Below are 23,475 nucleotides of genomic sequence, written 5' to 3' on the forward strand. Positions count from 1 at the left end.
CGTGAGCGGCTACCGGGGCGTCTCGTTCTGGCTCGACCAGCTCGCGTCCACCGGACGCGACGACCTGGCGCCCCGGCCGCCGCTCGACGGCGACACGACCGCGGACGTCGCGATCGTCGGCGGTGGACTGACGGGTCTCTGGACCGCCTGGTACCTGCACCAGGCCGACCCGGGCCTCCAGATCGTCGTCCTGGAACGCGAGATCGCCGGGTTCGGCGCCTCCGGTCGCAACGGGGGCTGGTGCTCGGCGCTGTTCCCGCGATCCGCTGAGTCCGTCGCGCGCGAGCACGGCCGCGACGCCGCCCTCGCACTGCGCGCAGCGATGCGCGACACCGTTGACGAGGTCGGCCGCGCAGCGGCCGAAGCCGGGGTCGACTGCGACTACGTGAAGGGCGGCACCGTCCTCTACGCACGGTCCGCCGTGCAGGAACGCGCGGCGCACGACGAGGTCGCCTCGTCGGCCGAGTGGGGCGACGCCATGACCTGGCGCGCGGCCCGGCCCGGCGACGCCGCCGGATCGGCGGGGGTCGCGTGGACCCCGGACTGTGCGCGCGTGCAGCCCGCCGCACTGGTGCGTGGCCTGGCGGCCGCCCTGGAGGCCCGGGGCGTCCGGATCGCGGAGCACACGCCCGCCTCGTCGTGGGACCACGGGCGTGTGGTCACGTCGCGTGGGACCGTCACGGCCGGCGCGGTCGTCATCGCGGTCGAGGGGTACGGCGCACAGCTCGAACAGACGAAGCGGCGGATCCTGCCGCTCTACTCGCTCATGATCGCGACCGCTCCGCTGCCCGCGGCGGTGTGGGACCGCATCGGCCTGGAGCACGGGCAGACGTTCTCCGACTACCGGCACCTGCTCGTGTACGGGCAGCGCACGGCGGACGACCGACTGGCGTTCGGCGGACGCGGAGCCCGCTACCACTGGGGGTCCGCGATCACCCCCGGCTACGACCGGGTGCCACGCGTCTTCGAGCACCTGCGGAAGTCCCTGGTGGAGTTGTTCCCAGCCGTCACCGACGCCCCGATCACCCACACGTGGGGCGGCCCGCTCGGGGTGCCGCGCGACTGGTGCGCGTCCGTCACCTGGGACGGGCACGTCGGCACCGCCGGCGGCTACGTAGGTGACGGACTCTCCACGACGAACCTGGCCGGGCGGACGCTCGCCGACCTCGTGCGCGGGGTCGCGTCGCCGCTCACCGCGCTGCCGTGGGTGAACCACCGCTCGCCCGACTGGGAGCCCGAGCCGCTCCGGTTCCTCGGGGCGAACGCCGGACTCGTGGCGACCGACCTGGCCGACCGCGAAGAAGCCCTGACCGGACGGCCGAGCCTGGCGGCGCGGCTGATGGCACCCCTGACCGGAGGCCACTGATGGCTGCACTCGATGCCGACGTCGTCGTGGTGGGGGCCGGGGTCGCCGGGCTCGCCGCTGCCCGGGCGCTCGCACTCGACGGCCAGCGGGTGGTCGTGCTCGAGGCCCGCGACCGGATCGGCGGCCGCACCTGGACCGACACCGCGCTCGGCGTGCCCGTCGACCTCGGCGCCTCGTGGATCCACGGTGTCGACGGCAACCCGCTCTGGGCCCTGGCTCCCCGCTTCGGCATCGAGACCGTCGAGTTCACCGTCGGGAGCTTCCAGTTCGACGGCCGGCCGATCGCGTGGCACGGCCCCTCCGGCGCACCGCTGTCCGAGGCCTCGGCCTCGGCGTTCGTCGCGGACCTGCACACCGTCGACGCCGCCCTGGACACCGTCGTCGCACACGCTCCACCGCCCTCGACGTACGCGGCCGCCGTCGACACCGTGCTGCGGTCCCTGCAGTGGCAGGGCGACCGGGCCGCGCGGGTCCGCGAGTACATGGCGCACCGCTCCGAGGACCTCTGCGGCGCACCCGTGACCGTCCTCGACGCCCGCGGCCTCGAAGAGGAACACGTCCCCGGCGACGAGGTGGTGTTCCCCGGCGGCTACGCGCAGTACGCCGCCGCCCTGGCCGAGGGGCTCGACGTCCGGCTGTCCGCGGTCGTGCGGTCGGTGACGCAGTCCGCAACGGGTGTCGTGGTCGGACTCGCAGACGGTTCGTCGGTCACGGCGGACGACGTCGTCGTGACCGTCCCGCTCGGGGTGCTGCAGGCCGGCGCCGTGACGTTCGACCCACCGCTCGCCGAGGCGGTCACCGGTGCGATGAGCCGACTCGGGATGGGCGTCTACGACAAGGTGTTCCTGCGGTTCCCGGAGCGGTTCTGGGGCGAGTCGTGGGTGGTCCGCCAGCAAGGGTCGGCCGGTGTCGACTGGCACTCCTGGTACGACATGTCCCGCGTCACCGGAGCGCCCGTGCTGGCCGCCCTGGTCGGCGGGACCGGGGCCCGGCGCCTCGAGACCCTGCCGGACGCCATGATCGTCGAAGAGGGCGTCGGCGGCCTGCGGCGGATGTTCGGCCCGTCGGTCCCCGAACCGGAGGCGTTCCGCATCACCCGGTGGGCCGACGACCCGTTCGCACGCGGCTCGTACTCGTACCTGCACGTCGGGGCGTCACCGGACGACCACGACCTGCTCGGGGCGCCGTCCGGCCGGGTGCAACTCGCCGGCGAGGCCACGTGGGGCGACGACCCGGCGACCGTGCACGGCGCGCTGCTGTCCGGACTGCGGGCGGCCGGGCGGTTGCTCGGCTCCGAGGTCGACCCGCTCGTGCTCGCGACGCCCGTCGGCGGCTGATCGGCTCAGTCGAACGCGGGGGTGTCGACCGAGCACGTCACGGGCTCACCCGCGGCAGCGGTCTCCGTGGCGATCTCGCGCTTGCCGTCGAGCAGGATCCGGCACGTCGCCGTCGCACCCCGCGCCGGGGTCGCCCGGACCGAGGCGCGCTGCTCGGCGAGGACGATCGACTCGTGCTCCCATGCCGAGTCGCTCGTCGTCGCGGTACTCGTCTTCTGCGCCCCGAGCCGGTGCACCTCCGGGGCGTCGCCGCGCTTCTCGGCACCCTCGACGCGCACGTCGGTGAGCGCGGCCCCGCTCGGCTGGTCGACGCTGACCTCGTAGGTCACGGACCAGGCATCGCCCGTCTGCTGCTGGACGAAGCTGCACCCGGTCGCGAGCACCGCGACGGAGCCGGCGACCACGACGGCGGCGAGGAGACGGACGGTGGGACGGTTGCGTTCGGACATGCCACCAGCCTGCGCACCGAGCGCCCGCGGATCGTCCCCCGGGCGACGCGACCCCGTGCGACGACGGATCGATCCCGGGTCCTCCGAGCGGTTGACATCGGCTCCGTGGTCGGCACGCTCCTCGCTCCGCTCGTGGGACTGCTCGCCAGGTCCGGGCGGGCCACCGACGCGGACGCCCCGCGCCGGCAAGAGCGCGGGGCACCCTGGGCGCAACCCTTGCGCCACACGTCGTGCAGGAACCGAGCCAGGGTCACGAACAACGTCGCGATCCCCAACCACGGCACCTGACGGCGTCGTCGCGGTTCGTCGTCGGAGGACATCCGAACCACCTTCCGTGTCAGCGCCGGCGGACACGAAGAGCAGGGGCGGAGGGACGTGCGACCCGACGGTGATCGAGTTACACTGCTTCCGAGTTCAAGCTCGGGACGCGTTCTGTCCCTCGTTCTCCACTCGGAGAGCAAATCGAAGCCCATCGCTGTTTGCCCAGCGGTGGGCTTCATCCTTGCTCGGGCCACGCTCCGGCGGTGACACAGCCCGCCACCAGCCTACTGATGTTCCAGGTGCCGGTGAGAGTGACACGGGTGTCCTACTGACCGTACCCTCACGGGTCGCACGGGCCCGGAACGATGTTCGAGGGCCACACTCGGAGCCGTGACGACGACGCGGACCACACCCCGGCACGAACACCGCGCGCCGGTGGCGATCGCCGTCCTGGTGAACCTCGGGCTCAGCCTGTTCCTGCCGAGCGAGGTGCTGTTCTTCCCGTCATGGGTGGTCCCGGTGCTCGGCGTCCTGCTGCTGATCCCGCTCGTCGTCTTCAACCCGCGACGACTGACCCGCGAGACGACCTGGTCACGGTGGGTGTCCTTCTCGTTGGCGATCCTGCTCACCGTCGCGAACCAGCTGACCGTAGTCCGGACGATCGAGGTGCTCCTCGGTGGCCAGGCCGACGGCGGTGCCGTGCTGCTCACCGCCCTACAGGTGTGGGTGAGCACGATCATCGCGTTCGGGCTCGTGTACTGGGAGCTCGACCGGGGCGGGCCGGTGGCTCGTCGTCGTCCCGAGCTGTGGACGAGTGACGAGGCCGACTTCCAGTTCCCGCAGGAGACCGACCCGAAGACCGCCGCGTGGCGACCGGTGTACCTGGACTACCTCTACGTCGCGATGACGAACATGGTGGCGTTCAGCCCGACCGACACCATGCCGATGACCGTGCGCGCGAAGATGATCATGGCCTACCAGGCACTCGGCGGGTTCATCCTGCTGGCGCTCGTGATCTCTCGCGCGGTGAACATCATCAGCTGACCAGCGCCTCGGACGCGTCCCAGAGCCGTGCTGCGTCCTCGGTCCGGAGCATCGGGGCCCACGGTGCCCGACGTCCGGCCGGGCCTCCGAGCTGGCCGATGCCGGTCGGCCCGGCGAACCCGCTGTCGAGGTCCGGAGCCGTGGCCGCGAGCAGGGCCGGCTCCGCTGCCGTGGCCGGGGTCCCCACGAGGAGTCCGCGCGCCGACAGCCACCGGATCACCCGGACCTGCGGGGTGTCGACGCCACGGCCGATCTCGGAGCGGGCGGCGAGCAGGCTCGTCGGGGCGACGCCCGGGTGGCTGACCGCACTCGTGACACCCCACCCGCCGGAGCGACTCCTCCGACTGAGTTCGAGAGCGAAGAGGGCGCACGCGAGCTTCGACTGCGCGTACGCCCGCATGCCGTCGTATTCACGCTCGGACTGCAGGTCGTCCCAACGGATCGACGCACGCCGCGCCGCCACGCTCGTCTGCATCACGACCCGGCCCCTCGCTGCGCGGAGCAGGGGCAGCACTCCGCCGACGAGCGCCACGTGGCCGAGGTGGTTCGTGCCGAACTGCAGCTCGAAGCCGTCCTCGGTGGTCCCGCGTTCCGGCGGTGTCATCACGCCGGCGTTCCCCACGAGCACGTCGATCGGCGTGCCGTCGGACCGCAACCGGTCGCCGAGCGCCGCGATCGACGTGAGCGAGGACAGGTCGAGGTCCTCGAGCACGACGGACGCCGCCGGGTGCCGCTCGCTGATCCGAGCCGCCGCCGTCGCCCCCTTGCCGCGGTTCCGCACGGGCATGACGACCTCGGCTCCGGCTCCGGCGAACCGGGCGGCGATCTCCAGACCGATGCCGTCGCTCGCGCCGGTCACCAGGACCCTCCGGCCGGTGACGTCCGGGATGGTCAGCTGTTCGGTCCGCGCCATGGTTCGCCTCTTTCGTCGTGAACGCCGGGGACGACGCTCAGGACGATGGTCCCCGCCCTCCGCATCCGCAACCACGGCCCGACGATCCGTGGATACGCCGTCGTGTCCGGGAGAGGATGGGGCCGTGATCGACCGAGCATCCCTGGCGGACTTCCTCCGCGGGCGTCGCGCTGCACTCCAGCCCGAGGACGTCGGCCTCGCGCGCGGGCAACGGCGTCGCACGACCGGACTGCGCCGCGAGGAAGCGGCCCTGCTGAGCAACATGTCCGTCGACTACTACGCGCGGTTGGAGCGGGAGCGCGGCCCGCAGCCGTCCGACCAGATGCTCGCGTCCATCGCGCAGGGACTACGGCTCACGATCGCCGAGCGCGACCACCTCTTCCGCCTCGCCGGACACGAGCCACCAGCGGCCGCCTGCGGAGGGGACCACGTCAGCCCGGGGATGATGCGCATCTTCGACCGGCTCGCCGACAGCCCCGCCGAGATCGTCACCGAGCTGGGCGAGACACTGCAACAGACGCCGCTCGCCGTCGAGCTGACCGGTGACGCGCGCGGCCGCCGGGGCGACGACCGGAGCATCGGCTACCGGTGGTTCGCCGACCCGGGGTCCCGCGACGTGCACCCGGTCGAGGACCACGCGTTCCTGTCTCGGATGTACGCCTCGGGGCTCCGGGGCGTCCTCGCACGCCGAGGCCCTGGATCCCGCGCAGCGCGCCTGGCTGAACACCTGCTCGGGACGAGTGCGGAGTTCCGCGACGTCTGGGCACGTCACGAGGTCGGCGTGCGACCCCGTGACGTGAAGCGGTACCGCCACCCGGAGGTCGGCCTGCTCACGCTGCAGTGTCAGGTGCTCAACGACCCCGAGAGTTCCCAGACGCTGCTGGTCCACACCGCGGAGCCGGGCAGTGTGAGCGCGGAGCGGCTCCGGCTGCTGTCCGTGATCGGCGCGACGAGCACGCGGCTCTGAACGCTGGGCCGTCAGGCGCCGTGTGCTTCCTCCGACACCGGCTGCCACTCGCGCCAGGTCGCCAGACGGGACTCGTAGTCCTTCTCGGCGATGCCGAGCGGCGCCTTGCCGAAGAAGACGCGCAGGGGCGGCTGCTCGGCGTCGACGACCTTCAGGATCGCCGAGCGGGTCGCCTCGGGCTTGCCGGGGTCGGCGGCCGACGGGCGCTTCGACGCGGCCTCGCGGACGTCGGCGTAGGCGGCGATCTCGTCGCTCTTCTTCGACGACGGTCCGGACCAGTCGGTCGAGAAGCCGCCCGGCTCGATGAGCGTCACGTGGATGCCGAAGCCGGCGACCTCCTGCGACAGGGACTGCGACAGCCCCTCGAGCGCCCACTTCGACGCGTGGTAGGCGCCGACCGTCGGGAACGCGCTGATCCCGCCGATGCTCGACACCTGGATGACGTGCCCGGAGCCCTGCTCGCGCATGATCGGCAGCGCGGCCTGGGTCACCCAGAGCGCTCCGAACAGGTTCGTCTCGAGCTGGGCGCGGACCTCGTCCTCGGTGAGTTCCTCGACCATGCCGAAGTGGCCGTAGCCGGCGTTGTTCACGACGACGTCGAGCGAGCCGAAGTGCTCCGCCGCACGCTGCACGGCCGCGAAGTCCGCGGCACGGTCGGTCACGTCGAGCTGCAGTCCGAGGAACGTGTCCGGGTACTGGTCGACGAGTGCTTGCACGTCGTCGGTGTCGCGGGCCGTGCCGGCAACGGAGTCTCCACGTTCGAGGGCGGCTTCCGCCCACTCGCGGCCGAAGCCCTTCGACGCTCCGGTGATGAACCAGGTCTTGCTCATGCTGTCTCCTCCTGAGATCTGACGCGATCAGGCAACGCTCCCCGCTTCCGTGGCACCTGGAGGTCCGGGTGACGGACGCGGCAAGCGGACACCGGCGTACCGTGCTCAGGGCCGCGGTGCCGCGAACTCCAGGTTGACGTCGTCGGGGTCCTGCACGGACAGGATCACCAGGCCGAACGGCTGCAGGTCGGTGACGTCGCCGTGTTCGATGCCGGCCGCGTCCAGCCGCTCGACGGCGGCGTGCAGGTCGTCGACGGACCCGACGCGGAACGACACGTGGTCGAGGCCGACTCGGTCGGGATCGAACCGGTCCTCGGCGGGGGCGACCGGTCGCAGGCCGAGCGTCTGCCCGCCGAACGTGAACGAGCACCCGCCGTAGGTCCGCCACGGGTCGTCGTGGACCGTCGGGTCGTCGATCTGGTCGCTGAAGTCACTGCCGGGCGGCATGCCGAACAGCTGCTCGTAGAAGGCCTTGCTGCGGCGGATGTCCGTGACCGTGAGGCGCACGTGCGAGAAGCCGAGCGGCGTGACGATGGGTTCGCTCATCACCCCACCCAACTCTCGAAGCTTCCGTGCCCCGGGTCCGCCACCGGACGAACAGAAAACCCCCCGCTGAGCGGGGGGTTTTCGAGGTAAGCACGTCAGTCCAAGCCTGACGCTCGTGACCTCGACGCTATGACTTCAGCGGCACGCAGTCAACCGAGCTCCTTCAATCGATTGATGATCGGCGCGGGGCTCGCTCCCGGCGCGTCCCCCGGCCAGCGAGAACGACGACACCCGTCACGCACACGACCACGCCACCCAGCAACCAGTCCCGAACCGACGTCAATCCGGCGTTGGCTGCAACGGTACCGACCATCACGATCGCGAGCAGCGGGAAACACAGGCCGACAAATCTCGGCAGGTACTTTCCTGCCAACCAAGCCATCCCGAAGAATGCCGCGACCGCTGCCGCGATGAAGAAATCGATCATGTTCCTGGCCTTTCTGTGGTGGATGACCGCGGAGAACCGATCGTTCGGCGCAACCGAAGGCTTGTGCGAAGGTCGACCGGCCACACCGTGAGGCGCGCGACATGACGGCCTCGAACGTTGAAGACTTGGACTCCCGCGTGACGGAACACCCCACTCCAACGGGAGAAGTCAATGGCTTCCTCGGGGATCAGCCACACGGATCGGAACGCGACCCCTCGACGCGCTACGAGCCATCGCACGCCGCGCTGATTCGTGGCGACGTCGATCCTTCCGAACCGAGAATCCGCATAACGCCAGATCAGCAGGTACGCCGCTGTCAGTGCGAGGGCTGGTCCGAGGCCGACCGCGACCCAGGACACGACGGTCAACCCGGCGAGGACTCCAGCGCTGCCTCCCGCCATCAACCAGCCATGTTGTGGGCGTCCCAGGGACGAAAACCCGGCGGGATCCACGTCGGTGAGGGCGTGGAGCATGTGCAGTCCGTTCGAAACACTCGTCAACGGGAGCAGCCTGCCCTCTGTTATCTGACCGCCGTCACCACGGATCATCGCGCGGAGCGACGCGCGGCGCAGCGGGATGAGGAGGAGAGGACGGCGGAGTGCGTAGGCCGACACCGCGCTGGCGGCGACCACCCGATGCTCTCGTTGCGCCAAGCCAGCTTGGAAGACGAGCTCCCCCGAGCTCCCGAGCGCTACGACGAAACGACGGTACTTCAGCCACGCGAAGAGCGATCCGTACGCAATGCTGCACACAGCAGAAGCGGTCAGGATGACGGCGAGCCACCACCCCCCGATCCCTCGAAGGTCGTTGAACGTCGGAAGGATTCCTCGTGCCGACCCGAGGAACGATGCCAATTCGGCGACCAGCGAGTAGAGACTCGGGATGAACCACAGGAACGCCCCCGATGCCACACCGATGAGGACGAAGTCCCACCCCCGCAGGACGGGTGAGATCACCGACTGGGCTTCGGCCCCGCGATGCGGCTGATCCGGCTGAGGTTTGCGCCGGACCGGCGATGCTCCTGGCGCCGACCGCGACGCCCGATGGTGAAGGCGTTGTATCCTCGCCGCTTCACGCTCGCTGATGCTGGGGATTACCTCTCCGGCACCATCGGAAGCATTGACCGAGATCCGCACGTCCGAGACGCGAAGGAGACGTTGTGCCAGCGACTGACTCTGCGACACGGACGAAACAGATCGCCAGGGAAGCAGCTTGTCCTGTCGTCCGACGACACCCTCGCTGATCCTGACGCCAGAGACATCCGCTGCGTAACGAAGTGAGATCCAGTCGTGGAAGACGACGACCAACCTGGTGTAGGAGTAGTAGGCACCGAGGATGAGAACGGGCATGCGCCAGCCGTCCGGCGCGAGGGCGAAGATCGTCACGAGGAAACCGAGAACGATCCAGCCGGAGCGAATGGCGGCGAGGCCACGGACGATCAACAGCCGAGCGTGCGGGCGCCGGAGCCTCTGCCGATCAGGCACTTCTGGCCAGACTCGCTGCGACGATGACATGGACGTCCTGTGGCGACATCGGAAGAAGCGTGACCTCCTTCGCCGGTGTGAAGATGACACACCTTGCCAACCCGAGCCTGTGCAGCAGCGGACCAGTCTGCTGACGGATGACCACGACCTTCGGCCAAGGAACGTGCTCCACAGATCGCCACAACGCGCCGCGATGGATCACGAGTCCGGTGGGTGCCAGCTCGACCCGGAACTGACGAACGCCCGCCGGTGCGATGACCGCCGACTCGATGGCCGCACTCAACCCGGCCAACACCGCGCCCACGCGACAGTAGAGCGTCCACTCCGGAGGAAGAAGAAGAGAGAGGAGCACAGCAGCCGATGCGACCAGCACAGCCCCGCCGCACGCCTCGACGCGGGCCACGATCACTGCGCGCGCTGCGGCTCCGATCGAGACCCGATCCATCACCGCGTCTCGTGGATCATCGGACCGCGGTGACCGCGTCACGGTACTGCTCCTCGAGACTCTGGACGTCGACTGCGAGGTGCGTCAGGACCGCCCCGACGTCTCGGGCGAGACAGAACACTTGGGCAGCGTCGAGTCCGTCGACCGTCAGCATGCCGCCATCATCCTCGCGGACCGTCGCCGATACCTCCTCGAGCGCCGCGCACAGCTCGCGCTGCCCTGCCACGGCATGGACACGGACGGTTCGCTCGAGCACTGTGCGGTCTCGCTCCAGCTCGGACACCGAGCCCTCTGCCAGGAGCAGCACTCGGGTAGCAATCCGTTCCATCTCAGCCATGAGGTGAGAGGAGAGCAAGACTGCCCCGCCGTTGCTCGTGAACTCGCGGATGAGGTTTCGCATCCACAAGACGCCGTCAGGGTCGAGCCCGTTGAGTGGCTCGTCGAGAATGAGCGCATCAGGTGATTCGACGAGCGCGAGCGCGAGCGCGAGCCGTTGACGCATCCCGAGCGAGAGGTGCTTCACGCGTCGACGCGCGGCATCGCCGAGGCCGACCTCGACCAACCGAGTTCGGACATCTGATCGAACTGCACGACCGTTCGCGTTGATGAGCGCGATGGCCAGGTGCTGCTGGCAGGTGAGTCGAACGTCCAGCCACCCTGGGTCGAGAAGTGCGCCGACCCGAAGATCCGAGCGTCGCTGACCGGGCTCCGTCGAGACCTGACCCGCAGCCGGCGCGTCGATCCCCGTGACGATCCGCAGCAGTGTGCTCTTCCCTGAACCGTTCGCGCCGAGGAGGCCGAGGACTTCGCCTCGACGGAGTTCGAGGTCGACGCCCGTCAGCACGTCACGGCTCCCGAAGCGCTGACGAATCCCGATCAGCTCGATCATCGCGGTCATCGGATCCTCCATAGGCGCAGCGAAACGAAGCCGACAGCCAGGAGAACGCCGTCCATCAGGCAGAACCTCGCCGCGGCCCCGATCTGAGTGGCTGGGTCGAGCATTGCGGCCGTCAGGGTGACCGGGGCGATCTGAAGGAGTGGACCGCTGATACTCGGTACCCATATGCCCGCGATCGCGACGACGAGCGGAAGCGCCCAGATGAACGCGAGGTACACGAACACCGTCCCGACGACGGACCGTACGATCATCCCGATCGCAGCGCCCAGCAGTGCGAAGAAGGCGTGCAACGCGGGCACCGCGAGCCAGTAGGCGATCGCGACTCGGTCAACGCCTGCTCCGCGATGCACGGCGAACGGCGCGATCAGCAGCATCGCGCCGACGCCGGTGATGACCGCGGTCGAGACGAGCACGCTGATCTTCGCGCAGAACACCAGTACTCGGCCCTTGACCTGGAGGAGCGTGAGTGCGAACTGTCGGGACGACAGATCGGCAGATGCGAACAACGCAGCGCCGAGGCCGACGAAGAAGGGGCTGATGTCACCGCCAGCAGCCACGGCGTTGAGGATCTGTTCATCAGGAGCCCCGAGTCCGAGGGCGAACAAGCGGCCAACGCCGAGGGCGATGGCGCCGGCCGAAGCTACGGCGAGTAGGACGCCTTGCACACGCAGACTCACGAAACGGCAGAATTCTGCCCGCCAAGCGCGCGCCCACCGGCCCCGCCGGTGAACAACCGCCGACGTCTCCGTCATGATCCGCCTCGGGATCGCTGGAAAGGTCTCCATGCGCGGACCTCGACGACAGACGCCTCCATTGCACTCAACCTGTGCCTGAACATGAGCATCGCAGCGCCCCCTCTCGCCGGAAGATTAACTGATCCAGACGGCATCATTTCACTCGCGTCTGCTTTGTAATTTCACATTTGACAGGTGGTGACCAGGGCTGCAAGGTTGTCCTCGCCGCGCCGAAGCGGCCGGACTGCCGAGTGCACGCGGGGGGCCGTTCAATGCCGATCAACATGTGAATTGGGCGCAGCAATGGCTGTGTTCGCACGAATCCTCCAGCTCCTCGCCAAGTACGGAGCTCGCGCCGTCAACTGGGCGAAAGCCAACATCCAGCGGGTTCTCAACTGGATCAACGCCGGGCAGGCGATCGACTGGATCGTCTCGAAGATCAAGCAGATCCTCGGCATCCGCTAGTGACCGACTCCAGCTTGGAGTAACAGCGGAGCCCACCATTGCTGCTGGCAGTGGTGGGCTCCGTCGTTGGAGCTTGCGAACATTGATCACGTGATCAACAATGGCGGGATGGACGTCGTCATCGCTCCCCCGCACCCGTCTCCGCTGCACCAGGGCACCGGCACACCCCGCCGCACGACCCGCGTCGCCCTCGTGCAGGTGCGTTGGCTCGAGGACCCCGCTGCCCACCGCGCACAACTCGCCGACGGCATCGCCACCGCCGCGGCCAACGGCGCCGCGGCGGTGTTCCTGCCCGAGCTCACCCTGCGCCGCTACCCCGGCGACACTCCGGCCAGTGGTGTCCCGAAGGACCTCGCCGAATCGCTCGAGGACGGCCCGACGGTCACCTTCGCCCGCGCACAGGCGATCGAGCACGGGGTGTTCGTCCACGCCTCGCTGTACGAGCGCCCTGCCGACGACGACCAGCCCGACGACCCCCGCGGCTACAACACCGCCGTCCTCGTCGCCCCCGACGGCACCCTGGTCGGTCGGACCCGCAAGACCCACATCCCGATCAGCGCCGGCTACTACGAGGACACGTACTTCCGCCCGGGCACGGACGACGACGCCTTCCCGGTGTACGAGCCGGCGGGACTCGGCGCACGCCTCGGGTTACCGACCTGCTGGGACGAGTGGTTCCCCGAGGTGGCCCGGTCCTACGGCCTCGCCGGGTCCGAGGTCCTGGTGTACCCGACGGCGATCGGCTCCGAGCCGACGTTCCCGGACTTCGACACCGCGCCGATCTGGCGGCAGGTCATCGTCGCGAACGGCATCACCGCCGGCCAGTTCATGGTCGTCCCGAACCGCTGGGGCGACGAGGGCGACATCACCTTCTACGGGTCATCGTTCATCTCGGACCCGTTCGGCCGCGTGCTCGCCGAAGCTCCGCGTGACGCTGACGCGGTGCTCGTGGCGGACCTCGACCTCGAGGCCCGGACGGAGTGGCTCCGACTGTTCCCCTTCTACGTGACCCGTCGCCCCGACCTCTACGCGGGGCTCGTCGCCCCGGTCGACGAGGACCGCCACGCGTACGGCGCACGCGACGCGATCGTCGCGGCCATCGGGGTGGCGGCGACCGACGCCGGACCGGAGGTGCGCGCATGACGTGGGTGATGCCTCCCGAGACGGCTCCGCAGGAACGCACCTGGATGGCGTTCCCGCGCCCCGGCCTGACGCTCGGTGACGACGCGGCGAGCGCTGAGGCGGCGCGACGGACGTGGGCGACCACCGCCAACACGATCAGCGAGCACCAGCCCGTCACGATCGTCGTGGACCCGGTCGCGCGAGCCGACGCTCGTCGCCTGCTGTCGACCGCGGTCGAGGTGCTCGAAGCGCCCCTCGACGACTTCTGGATGCGCGACATCGGGCCGACGTTCGTCGTCGACGACGTGACCGGCGAGCTCGGCGCCGTGGACTGGGTCTTCAACGGCTGGGGCGCGAACTCCTGGTCGACGTGGACCCGTGACGCCGAGGTCGCCGCCACGGTCGCGGCCGCCGCCGGTGCGCGGCGGATCCCGTCGCTGCTCGTGAACGAGGGCGGGGCGATCCACGTCGACGGCACGGGCACGGTCCTGGTGACGGAGACCGTGCAGCTCGATCCGCGACGGAACCCGTACGCCGACCGCGAGCGCGTCGAACTCGAGCTCGCCCGGACGATCGGCGCGACGGACGTGGTCTGGCTGCCCCGCGGCCTGACCCGTGACTACGACGGGTTCGGGACCCGGGGCCACGTCGACATGGTCGCGACCTTCGCCGATCCGGGCACGGTCCTGCTGCACGCGCAGCCCGACGCCGGCCACCCGGACCACCTGGTGATGCCGCAGATCCGTCGGGCGCTCGAGCAGGCCACGGACGCGACCATCGTCGAACTGCCGGCGCCGTCGACCCTGACCGACGACGACGGCCCGGTCGACTGGAACTACGTCAACCACGTGGTGGTGAACGGCGCCGTGATCGCCTGCGCGTTCGGTGACGCCGTTGCCGACGACCGCGCCCGCGGCATCCTCGCCGACGTGTACCCGGGTCGTCAGGTGCGTTCGATCGACGCTCGTCCGGTCTTCGCGCGCGGCGGCGGCCTGCACTGCATCACGCAGCAACAGCCGGCGGTCTGATCCATCGCCGCGGTGTACAGCGGCTGCCCGACGTCTGTACACCGCGGCCGGTCCACCGAGCACTCGCACATCGGTATGTTGCTCCGAACCAGTCCGGGCGACGCTGCCCAGCCCAGCTCCGGCGCTGCCCGTCCCCCGACCCAGCAGGGAAGTCAACGCACATGGCATCACCGACCGCGGTCCCCGTACCGACAGCACCGGCAACACCTGCGCGCGGCGGTTCCCTGAAGCGGAGCCTCGGACTCTGGGCGATCGTCGGCCTGGGCCTCGGCTACATGACCCCGACGGTGGTGTTCGACACCTTCGGCATCGTCTCCGGGCAGACCGACGGCGCCGTGCCGAGCGCGTACCTGATCGCGCTGGTCATCATGGCCCTGACGGCGATCAGCTACGGGAAGATGGTCCGGGTCTACCCGGCGGCCGGTTCGGCCTACACGTACGTGCGGGAGTCCATGCACCCGAACCTCGGGTTCATGGTCGGCTGGGCGTCCCTGCTCGACTACCTGCTGCTGCCGATGGTGAACGCCCTGATCATCCGGCTCTACCTGGAGCAGGTGTTCCCGGCGCTGCCGTCGTGGGTGACGGTCGTCGTCTACACGGTGTTCGTGACGACGGTGATCTGCCTGTCGATGCGCGGCACGTCGAACCTCAACATGGTGCTGCTCATCGGCGCGATCCTGGCGATGATCGCGTTCGTGGTCTTCACGGTCATCGAACTCGTCCACGGTGCCGGGGCCGGCACGATCGCGAGCACCGAGCCGTTCGTGCACGACGGCGTGACGATGTCCGCCCTGCTCACCGGTGCGACGGTGGTCTGCTTCTCGTTCATCGGCTTCGACGCCGTGACGATGTACACGGAAGAGGCGAAGTCGATCCGGATCATGCCGAAGGCGATCATGCTGACGGTGCTGCTCGGCGGCGCGATCTTCCTGGTGTCCGCGTACTTCGCGCAGCTGCGGTTCCCGACGAACACCCCGTTCGGCGAGTTCACCGACGACCCGCTCCCGCAGATCGGCCTGCTCGTCGGTGGCCCGGTGTTCCAGGCGGTCCTGGTGTCGGCCGGGTTCGTCGCCGCGCTGGCATCGGGGCTCGCCTCGCACGCGAGCGTCGCCCGCATGCTCATGGTGATGGGTCGGAACAACGTCCTGCCGAAGCGGGTGTTCGGCTACGTCAACCCGCGCACGCACACCCCGGTGTTCAACGTGGTCTTCGTCGGCGCGGTCACGCTGCTCGCGATGAGCTTCTCGCTCGACACCATCTCGTCGTACATCAACTTCGGCGCCCTCGTCGCCTTCACCTTCGTCAACGCGAGCGTCATCGTGCACTTCGCCGTCCGGCAGGGCCGTCGCCACACCGCGGGTGACCGGTGGAAGTACATCGTCCTGCCCGGCCTCGCGATGGTCCTGACGGGGGTGCTCTGGTCGCAACTCCACGCCGACGCACTGATCGCAGGAGGAGTGTGGGCTGCGATCGGCTTCGCCTACCTGCTCGTCATCACGAAGGGCTTCCGGGTGCTGCCGAAGAGCTTCGACGAGAACCAGCCGGTCACCGGCGTCAACAAGCAGCTGACCGACCAGGCCTGACCCACCACGAGAGGACGCCATGTACGCCGTCACCGACCCCACCACGGGCACGACCCTCGAGACGTTCCCGACCATCACCGACGACGACCTGCGCGCCGCCGTCACCACCGCCCACCACACCCACGGCGAGTGGGGCCGCACCAGCACCGTCGCCGACCGCGCGGCCCTGCTCCACCGCGTCGCGGACCTGTACCGGGAGCGTCACGCCGACCTCGCCGCCACGATCGTGCGCGAGATGGCGAAGCCGATCGACCAGGCCGAGGGCGAGGTGGACTTCTGCGCCGACATCTACGACTACTACGCCGACCACGCCGAGGAGTTCCTCGCCGACCAGCCGATCACGCTGGCCGACGGCTCCGAGGGCAGCGCCTTCATCCGGAAGTCGTCGATCGGCGTGCTGCTCGGCATCATGCCGTGGAACTTCCCCGCCTACCAGATCGCCCGGTTCGCCGGTCCGAACCTGCTCATCGGCAACACGGTCCTGCTCAAGCACGCACCGCAGTGCCCCGAGTCGGCCCTGGCGATCGAGCGGATCTTCCACGACGCCGGGTTCCCCGAGGGCGCGTACACGAACGTCTTCGCGACGAATGACCAGGCCGCCGACGTCATCGCCGACCCGCGCGTGCAGGGCGTCTCGCTGACCGGGTCCGCCCGCGCCGGCGCCGCCGTCGCCGAGATCGCGGGCCGGAACCTCACGAAGGTCGTGCTCGAGCTCGGTGGATCGGACCCGTTCATCGTGCTGTCCACCGACGACCTGGACTCCGTCGTCGAGTCCGCCGTCACGACCCGCCTCGAGGGCAACGGGCAGGTCTGCAACGCCCCGAAGCGCTTCCTGGTGGTGGACGACCTGTACGACGACTTCCTGGCGAAGTTCACGACGGCCATGTCGGCGGTCTCGCCGACGGACCCGTCCGTGCCCGGTGCCGAGCTCGGCCCGTTGTCGTCCCCGACCGCCGCGGACCGGCTGCAGGAGCAGCTCGCGTCCGCCGTCGCGCAGGGTGCGAGCGTCGTCACCGGTGGTGACCGCCAGGGCAACGCCTTCGTGCCGACGATCCTCACCGACGTCACGCCGGACAACGACGCGTACCGCGAGGAGTTCTTCGGCCCGGTCGCCGCCGTGTACCGCGTCGCCGACGAGGACGCCGCCGTCGCACTCGCCAACGACACCCCGTACGGCCTCGGCTCGTACCTGTTCACGACCGACGCCGACCAGGCACTCCGCGTCGCGGACCGGCTCGAGGCCGGCATGGTCTACGTCAACATCGTCGGCGCGGACAGCCCCGAACTGCCGTTCGGCGGCGTCAAGGCGAGCGGCTTCGGCCGCGAACTCGGCCCCCTGGGGGCCGACGAGTTCGTCAACAAGAAGCTGATCCGCATCGGCTGACGGACGCTCTGGACCCAGCTCCACGACGGACGGGAGGCACGGTGCCAGCTGGCACCGTGCCTCCCGTCTGCTCGTCGGTCGCCGCTACTGCTGCGGGTCGGCGGGCTCGCCGCCGGAGTCCGTGTCGCTGTCCTGCGCGGGGTCCTTCGTCGCGTCGCCCGTGGGCGACCCGTCCGGCAGGTCCTCGGTGTACTGCGCTTCGGCCTCGCTGGGGTCGCTGGATCCGTTCGCCGTCGTGTCGCTCATGGTCCGGACGCTACGCGCGGTCGGCGCTGCACCCGTTCAGACGGACGAGGCGGCAGCGCCCGAGCCGGCGGCGACCGGGGTCACGGCCAGGATCTCGTCGGCGACCTCGCGCCCGATCCGCACCGCACCGTCGACGTGCTGGTACCCCTGCCCGGCCAGGTCGCTCGACGCGAACCGGATCGGACCGACGGCTGCACGCTGGTCGGCGCCGTAGCGGACGAGCCCGCCGAGGTCGAAGCTCGCCGCGTAGGCGCCGCGGGTCCACTCCTCGGTGCCCCAGTCGCTCTCGTAGTACACGACCGGGCGCAGGGCCGCGTCGCCGTAGTAGTGCGCGAGCGATGCGAGCACCCGGGCCTTCCGCTCCTCGGCCGACAGCGCGAACAGGTCGTCCGCGTGCTGGTCGGAGACGAACCCGACGAGCGTGCCCTGCTCGGAGCCGTGCTCGGTGTTGTCGTACGCCTCGTGCACGACCTCGTACGGGCTGAACGCGGTGCCGGAGAGCCCGGCGCCGCGCCAGAACGGCCGGTCGTAGACGGCGTGCACCTTGATGACGAAGCCCATCGACAGGTGCTGGTGCAGCTGGTGCTGGCGACGGGGCAGCGGGGGTTCGTACGAGATCCGCGAGTACAGGGGCGGCGGCACGGCGACGAGCGCCTGCCGGGCGTGGACCTCGAGGCCGCCGTCGGTGAACGCGACGACCCCGTCGTCGGTCCAGCGCAGGGTGCGCACCGGCGCGTTCAGGTGCACGGCGTCACCGAGGCGCTCCGCGAGGCGTTCGGACACCTGCTGCATGCCGCCGACGACGCGCTTGTCCAGGATGAAGTCGGCGTCGACCAGGTTCGTGAAACTCCCGGCAGAGGCGGCCATCAGCAGGGCCTGCAGTGCCGAGAACGCGTGTGCCGGCTTCGTGAGCATGGCGCCCGCGATGAACAGTTCGACGTTGTCGGTGGCGACGCGGTCCGGGCTGAGCGCGTGCAGCCAGGCGCGGAAGGAGATCTCGTCGAGTGCCGCTGCGTGCGGGGACTCCCAGGGGCGAGCGGGGTCGACCGCCGCGACGTACTCGTCGACGACCGTCACGAGTCGCTCGATCTCGTTCGCCGTCGCCTCGGGCAGCGGGAAGATGTCGCCGGTGTACTCGGTGCGGGTGCCCGCGGCGTCGACGTAGACGCTGGAGCCCTCGCGGTACCGGTCGTACGTGTCGAGCCCGAGTTCGTCGAGGGTCTCGAGCAGCGCGGTCTGGTCGGGCGAGACCCACTGGCCACCGATCTCGAGCGTGACGCCGTCGATGTCGTTCGTCCAGGTGCGGCCGCCCACGCGGTCGCGCGCCTCGAGCACCGTGACGGTCAGTCCTGCGGCGCGCAGGCGGTTCGCGGCGGTCAGGCCGGTGACACCGGCTCCGATGACGACGACGTCGCTCTCGATCATCGTGCTGCTCCTTCGGTGGTGGTGCTCCGGAACGGGTCCGGGGTCAGCGTGTACATGGTCTCGAGGTACTCGGCGATGCCCTCGCCGCCGCCCTCGCGGCCGAGGCCGGACTGCTTCACCCCGCCGAACGGGGCCGACGCGTTCGAGACGACCCCGGTGTTGAGTCCGAGCATGCCGGTCTCGAGCCGCTCCATCAGGCGCTGGCCGCGGGCCGGGTCCTCCGTGAACGCGTAGCCGACCAGACCGTACTCGGTGTCGTTGGCGGCGGCCACGGCCTCGTCCTCGGTCCGGAAGGTCCGGATCGCCAGGACGGGTCCGAAGATCTCGTCGCGGAGCAGGTCGCTGCCGGGCTGCACGTCGGTCAGGACCGTGGGCGCGTAGAAGGTGCCGGGGCCGTCGACCGGGTGTCCGCCGGAGCGGAGCGTCGCCCCGCGGTCGAGCGCGTCGGTGACCAGGCGGTGCGCCTTGTCGACGGCGCGGTAGTCGATGAGCGGTCCGATGGCGACGCCGTCCTCGGTGCCGCGTCCGACCCGCATGGCCTCGACGCGTTCGGTCACCCGGCGCGTGAACTCGTCGACGAGGTCCTCGTGCACCAGGAACCGGTTCGCGGCGGTGCAGGCCTGCCCGGTGTTGCGGAACTTGGCGGCGAGCGCGCCCTCCACGGCCAGGTCGAGGTCGGCGTCGGCGAACACCAGGAACGGGGCGTTGCCGCCGAGCTCCATGCTCGTCCGGAGCACGTTCTGCGCTGCCTGGGCCAGGAGCGTGCGGCCGACCGGCGTCGAGCCCGTGAACGACAGCTTCCGGAGGCGCGGGTCGGCGATCACGGGCGCGGAGACGTCGGCGGCGCGCGTGGTCTGCACCACGTTGACCACCCCGGCGGGCAGACCGACCTCGCGCAGCAGGTCGACGAACAGCAGGGTGGTCAGCGGCGTCAGTTCGGCCGGCTTCACGACGACGGTGCAGCCGGCGGCGAGCGCCGGTGCGATCTTCCGGGTCGCCATCGCCAGCGGGAAGTTCCACGGTGTGATGAGGAACGCGGGGCCGACGGGCTTGTGCGAGACGGTGGCACGGCCGGTGCCCTCCGGGTTGGTGCCGTACGAGCCGCCGATCCGGACCGCTTCCTCCGAGAACCAGCGCAGGAACTCCCCGCCGTACGCGACCTCGCCGCGAGCCTCGGCGAGCGGCTTGCCCATCTCGAGCGTCATGAGCAGCGCGAACTCCTCGCGGCGTTCCTGCAGCAGGTCGAACGCACGGCGGAGCAGCTCGGCGCGGTGCCGCGGCGGTGTGCTCGCCCAGCCCGTCTTGGCGGCTTCCGCGGCGTCGAGGGCGCGGACACCGTCTTCGGGGGTTGCGTCGGCGATGTCGAGCAGCGTCTCGCCGGTGGCGGGGTCGACGACGGCGAAGGTCCGGCCGTCGGCCGACGGCTGCCATGCGCCGTCGACCAGGAGGCCCGTGGGGACGCGGGCGAGCAGCTCGCGTTCCGCGTCGGTGCGGTCGGCCGCAGGGGCGGTGGTGGTGCCGGTGGTCATGCTGTTGCGAGTCCTTCCAGGACGACGTCGAGTCCCTCGTGGAGCAGGGCGTCGTCGATCGACAGTGGGGGCAGGAACCGGACGACGTTGCCGTACGTGCCGGCGGTCAGCGCGATGACGCCGTGCTCGAACGCGGACCGCACCACCTTCCCGGTCAGTGCGGCGTCCGGCTCGCCGGTCGCGGGGTCCACGAGTTCCATCGCGACCATCGCGCCGCGTCCGCGGACGTCACCGATCCGCGGGTCGGTCGTCTGCGCGGCACGGAGTCGTCCGAGCAGCACGTCCCCGATCTCGCGGGCTCGGTCGATCAGCCCGTCGTGCTCGAACGCGTCGATCGCGACGAGGGCGGCAGCGCAGGCGATCGGGTTGCCGCCGTAGGTGCCGCCGAGCCCGCCGACGTGTGCGGAGTCCATGATCTCGGCGCGCCCGGTCACGGCGGACAGGGGCAGACCGCCGGCCATGCCCTTCGCGGTCGTGACGACGTCCGGCACGATCCCCTCGTGCTCGCTCGCGAACATCGCCCCGGTGCGCGCGAAGCCGGTCTGCACCTCGTCGGCGATGAGCACGACGCCGTTCGCCGTGGTCCACTCGGACAGGGCGGCGAGGAACCCGGGCGCGGGGACGACGAAGCCGCCCTCCCCCTGGATCGGCTCGATGAGCAGCGCCGCGGTGTTCGCCGCGCCGACCTGCTTCTCGATCTGGCTGATCGCGCGCTTCGCCGCCTCGGGCCCGGAGAGCCCGTCGTGGAACGGGTAGGACATCGGCACCCGGTAGACCTCGGGCGCGAACGGGCCGAAGCCGTCCTTGTAGGGCTGGTTCTTCGCGGTGAGCGCCATCGTGAGGTTCGTGCGGCCGTGGTACGCGTGGTCGAACACCACGACGGCCTGCCGACCGGTGTGCTTGCGCGCGATCTTCACGGCGTTCTCGACGGCCTCGGCGCCGGAGTTGAACAGCGCCGTGCGCTTCTCGTGGTCACCGGGGGTCAGCCGGTTGAGTGCCTCGGCGACCGCGACGTACCCGTCGTAGGCGGCGATCGTGAAGCACGTGTGGGTGAAGGCAGCGACCTGCTCGGTGACCGCGGCGACGACGGCGGGGTGCGCGTTGCCGACGCTGGTCACGGCGATCCCGGACCCCAGGTCGACGAACGAGTTGTCGTCCGCGTCCACGACGACCCCGCCACCGGCTGCGACGACGGCGATCGGCACGGCGACACCGACCCCGGCCGCGACGGCTCCGGCCTTCCGCGCCATGAGCTCGCGTGATCGCGGGCCGGGGACGGCCGTGACGAGCCGTCGTTCCTGGGGCAGCGAGGGGCCGCCGGTGGGCGCACTGATCGAGGGTGCTGCGGTGGAGGACATGCGGCGATGGTAGGAGCCTGCGGTGACCACGGCGGCTGTCCACCGTGTACATCGAGCACCGGTCCGATCGCCCCGGTGGATAAGGTGCTCCCATGCCCGCGACGCTGCGTTCCCTGTTGCACCGTGCCGACCTCCGCCTCCGCCCGCTGACCGACGCGGACACGGACGCCCTCGACGCCCCGCTGTCGTGGCTGCACAGCTCCGACCTCGAGGACCCGACACCGTTCCTGGCCGACGGGCAGGGACTGCTGACCACGGGCACCCAGTTCGGTGCCGAGGCCGAGGTCCCGGAGGACATCGCCGGCCCCTACGTCCGCCGACTCGTCGAGCGGGGCGTCGTCGCACTCGGGTTCGGCACCGAGGTCGTCCGCGCCGGCACCCCGGACGCCCTCGTCGCCGCCTGTTCGCAGTACGGACTCCCCTTGTTCGAGGTGCCCTACGAGACCTCGTTCATCGCGGTCGCGCAGGCGAACGCCGAAGCGGTCGCCCGTGACGCGAACGCCCGGAACGCCTGGGCCCTCGCCGCACAGCGGGCAATCTCGCTCGCAGCGATGCGCCCGGACGGGCTCGGCGCCACGATCGCCGAGCTCTCCGGGCAGCTCGACGGCTGGGTCGGGCTCTTCGACGTGTCGGGGCGGCTGGACCGTGGGCACCCGGCGGACGGTGTGCCCGCGCAGGACCTCGAGCTGCTCCGGACCGAGGCGCTGCGCCTGCTGCGCGCGGGACAGCGGGCGAGCCTGCCGGTGACGACCGAGCACCACACCGGGTTCACGCTGCAGACCCTCGGCAGCGGAGGCCACCTGAGCGGCGTGCTCGCGATCGCGAACGGCGGTGCGCTCGACCGCGCCGGTCGTGAGGTGGTGACGTCCGTCATCGCCCTCGCCGGACTCGCGCTGCAGCAGAACCGTGAGCTGGCCCGGGCACGCGGGCTCCTGCGCACCGGCCTGCTCACCATGCTCTCGGTCGGCGATCCGGAGGTGGTCCAGTCGACGTCGCGCGAGGTGTGGGGTCCCCTGCCCGCCGAACCCGTCCGGATCGCGGCCCTCGACGTCGACGACCACGACCTCGACACCGTCGTCGACCTGCTCGAACTGTGGGTGCAGGACCGGCCCGGACAGCTCTTCTTCGCCGTCGACGACGCCCTCTTCCTGTGCGTGAGCGCCGACGACACCGCGATCGTCGAGGAACTGGTCGGGCGCTTCGACCTGCGGGCCGGCCTGTCGGACGGTGCCGCCTACCGGTCGTTCGGCCGCGCTCGCACCGAGGCCGTGCAGGCCCTGGACCGTCGGCGCGAAGGACGACCGGGCACCACCGAGTTCGGCGACCTCGCCCGGGAAGGCGTCCTCGCACACCTGGCCCACGTGGACGTCGACGCCGGAGCCGTCGCCCGCGCGTTCCTCGCTCCCCTGCTCGAACACGACCGGTCGGCGGGCACCGAGCTCACCCGCACCGTCCGCGCCTGGCTCGAGCAGAACTGCGAGTACGACCGCGCCGCCCAGGTACTCGGCATCCACCGCCACACCGCACGCTCCCGGGTCGAGCACGCCGGCCGACTGCTGGACCGCGACCTCACCGTCTTCGCGACCCGGGCCGACCTGTGGGCGGCCTTCGTCGTCGAGGGCGCGTGACCCGCG

General features: G+C 70.5%; 23 protein-coding genes. 10 read left to right on the forward strand and 13 right to left on the reverse strand.

Going from position 1 to position 23,475, the window contains the following annotated elements; all coding sequences use genetic code 11:
• The first annotated feature begins 1 nt into the window (after nucleotide 1).
• Both M4960_RS16360 and M4960_RS16365 read left to right on the forward strand, forming a co-directional pair.
• Nucleotides 2-1,366 (forward strand): FAD-binding oxidoreductase, encoded by a 1,365-nt coding sequence (locus M4960_RS16360; protein ID WP_123292907.1) that lies wholly within the window; start codon nucleotides 2-4, stop codon nucleotides 1,364-1,366.
• A complete protein-coding gene (locus M4960_RS16365) occupies nucleotides 1,366-2,703 on the forward strand; it encodes an NAD(P)/FAD-dependent oxidoreductase (protein ID WP_248704834.1) in 1,338 nt (445 codons plus the stop codon). Before M4960_RS16360 ends, M4960_RS16365 begins: the two co-directional genes overlap by 1 nt.
• Before the next feature lie 5 nt (nucleotides 2,704-2,708).
• On the opposite strand, the gene M4960_RS16370 is transcribed toward M4960_RS16365, so the two are convergent.
• A complete protein-coding gene (locus tag M4960_RS16370; RefSeq protein ID WP_248704835.1) occupies nucleotides 2,709-3,152 on the reverse strand; it encodes a hypothetical protein in 444 nt (147 codons plus the stop codon).
• Between the two features lie 651 nt (nucleotides 3,153-3,803).
• Here M4960_RS16370 and M4960_RS16375 point away from each other — a divergent pair.
• Nucleotides 3,804-4,457 (forward strand): DUF1345 domain-containing protein, encoded by a 654-nt coding sequence (locus tag M4960_RS16375; RefSeq protein WP_248704836.1) that lies wholly within the window; start codon nucleotides 3,804-3,806, stop codon nucleotides 4,455-4,457.
• Here M4960_RS16375 and M4960_RS16380 read toward each other — a convergent pair.
• On the reverse strand, nucleotides 4,450-5,370 hold the full coding sequence (locus M4960_RS16380; protein WP_248704837.1) for an SDR family oxidoreductase: 921 nt from the start codon (nucleotides 5,368-5,370) through the stop codon (nucleotides 4,450-4,452). The genes M4960_RS16375 and M4960_RS16380 overlap by 8 nt on opposite strands.
• A gap of 124 nt (nucleotides 5,371-5,494) precedes the next feature.
• Here M4960_RS16380 and M4960_RS16385 point away from each other — a divergent pair, with 124 nt between their 5' ends.
• Nucleotides 5,495-6,337, forward strand: a complete 843-nt coding sequence (locus M4960_RS16385) for a helix-turn-helix transcriptional regulator (RefSeq protein WP_248704838.1) — start codon at nucleotides 5,495-5,497, stop codon at nucleotides 6,335-6,337.
• 11 nt (nucleotides 6,338-6,348) lie between these two features.
• Here M4960_RS16385 and M4960_RS16390 read toward each other — a convergent pair whose 3' ends face one another.
• The 7 genes from M4960_RS16390 to M4960_RS16420 all read right to left on the reverse strand — a co-directional run bounded on the left by M4960_RS16390 (nucleotide 6,349) and on the right by M4960_RS16420 (nucleotide 11,719).
• Complete coding sequence (locus M4960_RS16390; protein ID WP_248704839.1) at nucleotides 6,349-7,167, reverse strand: SDR family oxidoreductase; 819 nt, start codon at nucleotides 7,165-7,167, stop codon at nucleotides 6,349-6,351.
• A gap of 105 nt (nucleotides 7,168-7,272) precedes the next feature.
• Entirely contained in the window at nucleotides 7,273-7,713 is a 441-nt protein-coding gene (locus M4960_RS16395; RefSeq protein WP_131845048.1) for a VOC family protein, read from the reverse strand.
• Between the two features lie 163 nt (nucleotides 7,714-7,876).
• On the reverse strand, nucleotides 7,877-8,140 hold the full coding sequence (locus M4960_RS16400) for a hypothetical protein (protein WP_123311226.1): 264 nt from the start codon (nucleotides 8,138-8,140) through the stop codon (nucleotides 7,877-7,879).
• Nucleotides 8,137-9,582, reverse strand: a complete 1,446-nt coding sequence (locus tag M4960_RS16405; RefSeq protein WP_185021271.1) for a PH domain-containing protein — start codon at nucleotides 9,580-9,582, stop codon at nucleotides 8,137-8,139. The genes M4960_RS16400 and M4960_RS16405 overlap by 4 nt, the downstream gene beginning before the upstream one ends.
• Before the next feature lie 34 nt (nucleotides 9,583-9,616).
• Nucleotides 9,617-10,069 carry a PH domain-containing protein gene (locus M4960_RS16410; RefSeq protein WP_131973732.1) on the reverse strand — a complete coding sequence of 151 codons (453 nt, stop codon included), beginning with the start codon at nucleotides 10,067-10,069 and terminating at the stop codon, nucleotides 9,617-9,619.
• Nucleotides 10,070-10,085: 16 nt separating this feature from the next.
• On the reverse strand, nucleotides 10,086-10,967 hold the full coding sequence (locus M4960_RS16415) for an ABC transporter ATP-binding protein (protein ID WP_248704840.1): 882 nt from the start codon (nucleotides 10,965-10,967) through the stop codon (nucleotides 10,086-10,088).
• Complete coding sequence (locus M4960_RS16420) at nucleotides 10,964-11,719, reverse strand: hypothetical protein (protein ID WP_131973731.1); 756 nt, start codon at nucleotides 11,717-11,719, stop codon at nucleotides 10,964-10,966. The genes M4960_RS16415 and M4960_RS16420 overlap by 4 nt, the downstream gene beginning before the upstream one ends.
• A gap of 285 nt (nucleotides 11,720-12,004) precedes the next feature.
• On the opposite strand from M4960_RS16420, the gene M4960_RS16425 reads away from it, so the two are divergent.
• From M4960_RS16425 to M4960_RS16445, 5 genes are all read left to right on the forward strand, one after another.
• Nucleotides 12,005-12,166: an aureocin A53 family class IId bacteriocin gene (locus tag M4960_RS16425; protein WP_123311236.1), complete on the forward strand. Its 162-nt coding sequence runs from the start codon at nucleotides 12,005-12,007 to the stop codon at nucleotides 12,164-12,166.
• Nucleotides 12,167-12,274: 108 nt separating this feature from the next.
• Nucleotides 12,275-13,309, forward strand: coding sequence for a nitrilase-related carbon-nitrogen hydrolase (locus tag M4960_RS16430; RefSeq protein ID WP_248704841.1), 1,035 nt, complete (start codon nucleotides 12,275-12,277; stop codon nucleotides 13,307-13,309).
• A complete protein-coding gene (locus M4960_RS16435; protein WP_248704842.1) occupies nucleotides 13,306-14,316 on the forward strand; it encodes an agmatine/peptidylarginine deiminase in 1,011 nt (336 codons plus the stop codon). Before M4960_RS16430 ends, M4960_RS16435 begins: the two co-directional genes overlap by 4 nt.
• A gap of 161 nt (nucleotides 14,317-14,477) precedes the next feature.
• Complete coding sequence (locus M4960_RS16440) at nucleotides 14,478-15,899, forward strand: APC family permease (RefSeq protein WP_248704843.1); 1,422 nt, start codon at nucleotides 14,478-14,480, stop codon at nucleotides 15,897-15,899.
• 19 nt (nucleotides 15,900-15,918) lie between these two features.
• Nucleotides 15,919-17,283: an NAD-dependent succinate-semialdehyde dehydrogenase gene (locus tag M4960_RS16445; protein ID WP_248704844.1), complete on the forward strand. Its 1,365-nt coding sequence runs from the start codon at nucleotides 15,919-15,921 to the stop codon at nucleotides 17,281-17,283.
• Nucleotides 17,284-17,367: 84 nt separating this feature from the next.
• On the opposite strand, the gene M4960_RS16450 is transcribed toward M4960_RS16445, so the two are convergent.
• The 4 genes from M4960_RS16450 to gabT are packed head-to-tail and all read right to left on the reverse strand — an operon-like array spanning nucleotide 17,368 to nucleotide 21,841.
• The gene (locus M4960_RS16450) at nucleotides 17,368-17,529 is read right to left on the reverse strand and encodes a hypothetical protein (protein ID WP_159572952.1); all 162 of its coding nucleotides are present in this window, start codon (nucleotides 17,527-17,529) and stop codon (nucleotides 17,368-17,370) included.
• 36 nt (nucleotides 17,530-17,565) lie between these two features.
• Nucleotides 17,566-18,954, reverse strand: coding sequence for an NAD(P)/FAD-dependent oxidoreductase (locus tag M4960_RS16455; protein WP_248704845.1), 1,389 nt, complete (start codon nucleotides 18,952-18,954; stop codon nucleotides 17,566-17,568).
• A complete protein-coding gene (locus tag M4960_RS16460; RefSeq protein ID WP_248704846.1) occupies nucleotides 18,951-20,483 on the reverse strand; it encodes an NAD-dependent succinate-semialdehyde dehydrogenase in 1,533 nt (510 codons plus the stop codon). The genes M4960_RS16455 and M4960_RS16460 overlap by 4 nt, the downstream gene beginning before the upstream one ends.
• Complete coding sequence (gabT, locus tag M4960_RS16465; RefSeq protein ID WP_248704847.1) at nucleotides 20,480-21,841, reverse strand: 4-aminobutyrate--2-oxoglutarate transaminase; 1,362 nt, start codon at nucleotides 21,839-21,841, stop codon at nucleotides 20,480-20,482. The genes M4960_RS16460 and gabT overlap by 4 nt, the downstream gene beginning before the upstream one ends.
• 92 nt (nucleotides 21,842-21,933) lie before the next feature.
• Between gabT and M4960_RS16470 the strand changes: the two genes are divergently transcribed.
• Nucleotides 21,934-23,469, forward strand: coding sequence for a PucR family transcriptional regulator (locus tag M4960_RS16470; RefSeq protein WP_248704848.1), 1,536 nt, complete (start codon nucleotides 21,934-21,936; stop codon nucleotides 23,467-23,469).
• Nucleotides 23,470-23,475: the final 6 nt, after the last annotated feature.

The sequence above is a fragment of the Curtobacterium sp. MWU13-2055 genome (assembly GCF_023242305.1).
Lineage (GTDB): Bacteria > Actinomycetota > Actinomycetes > Actinomycetales > Microbacteriaceae > Curtobacterium.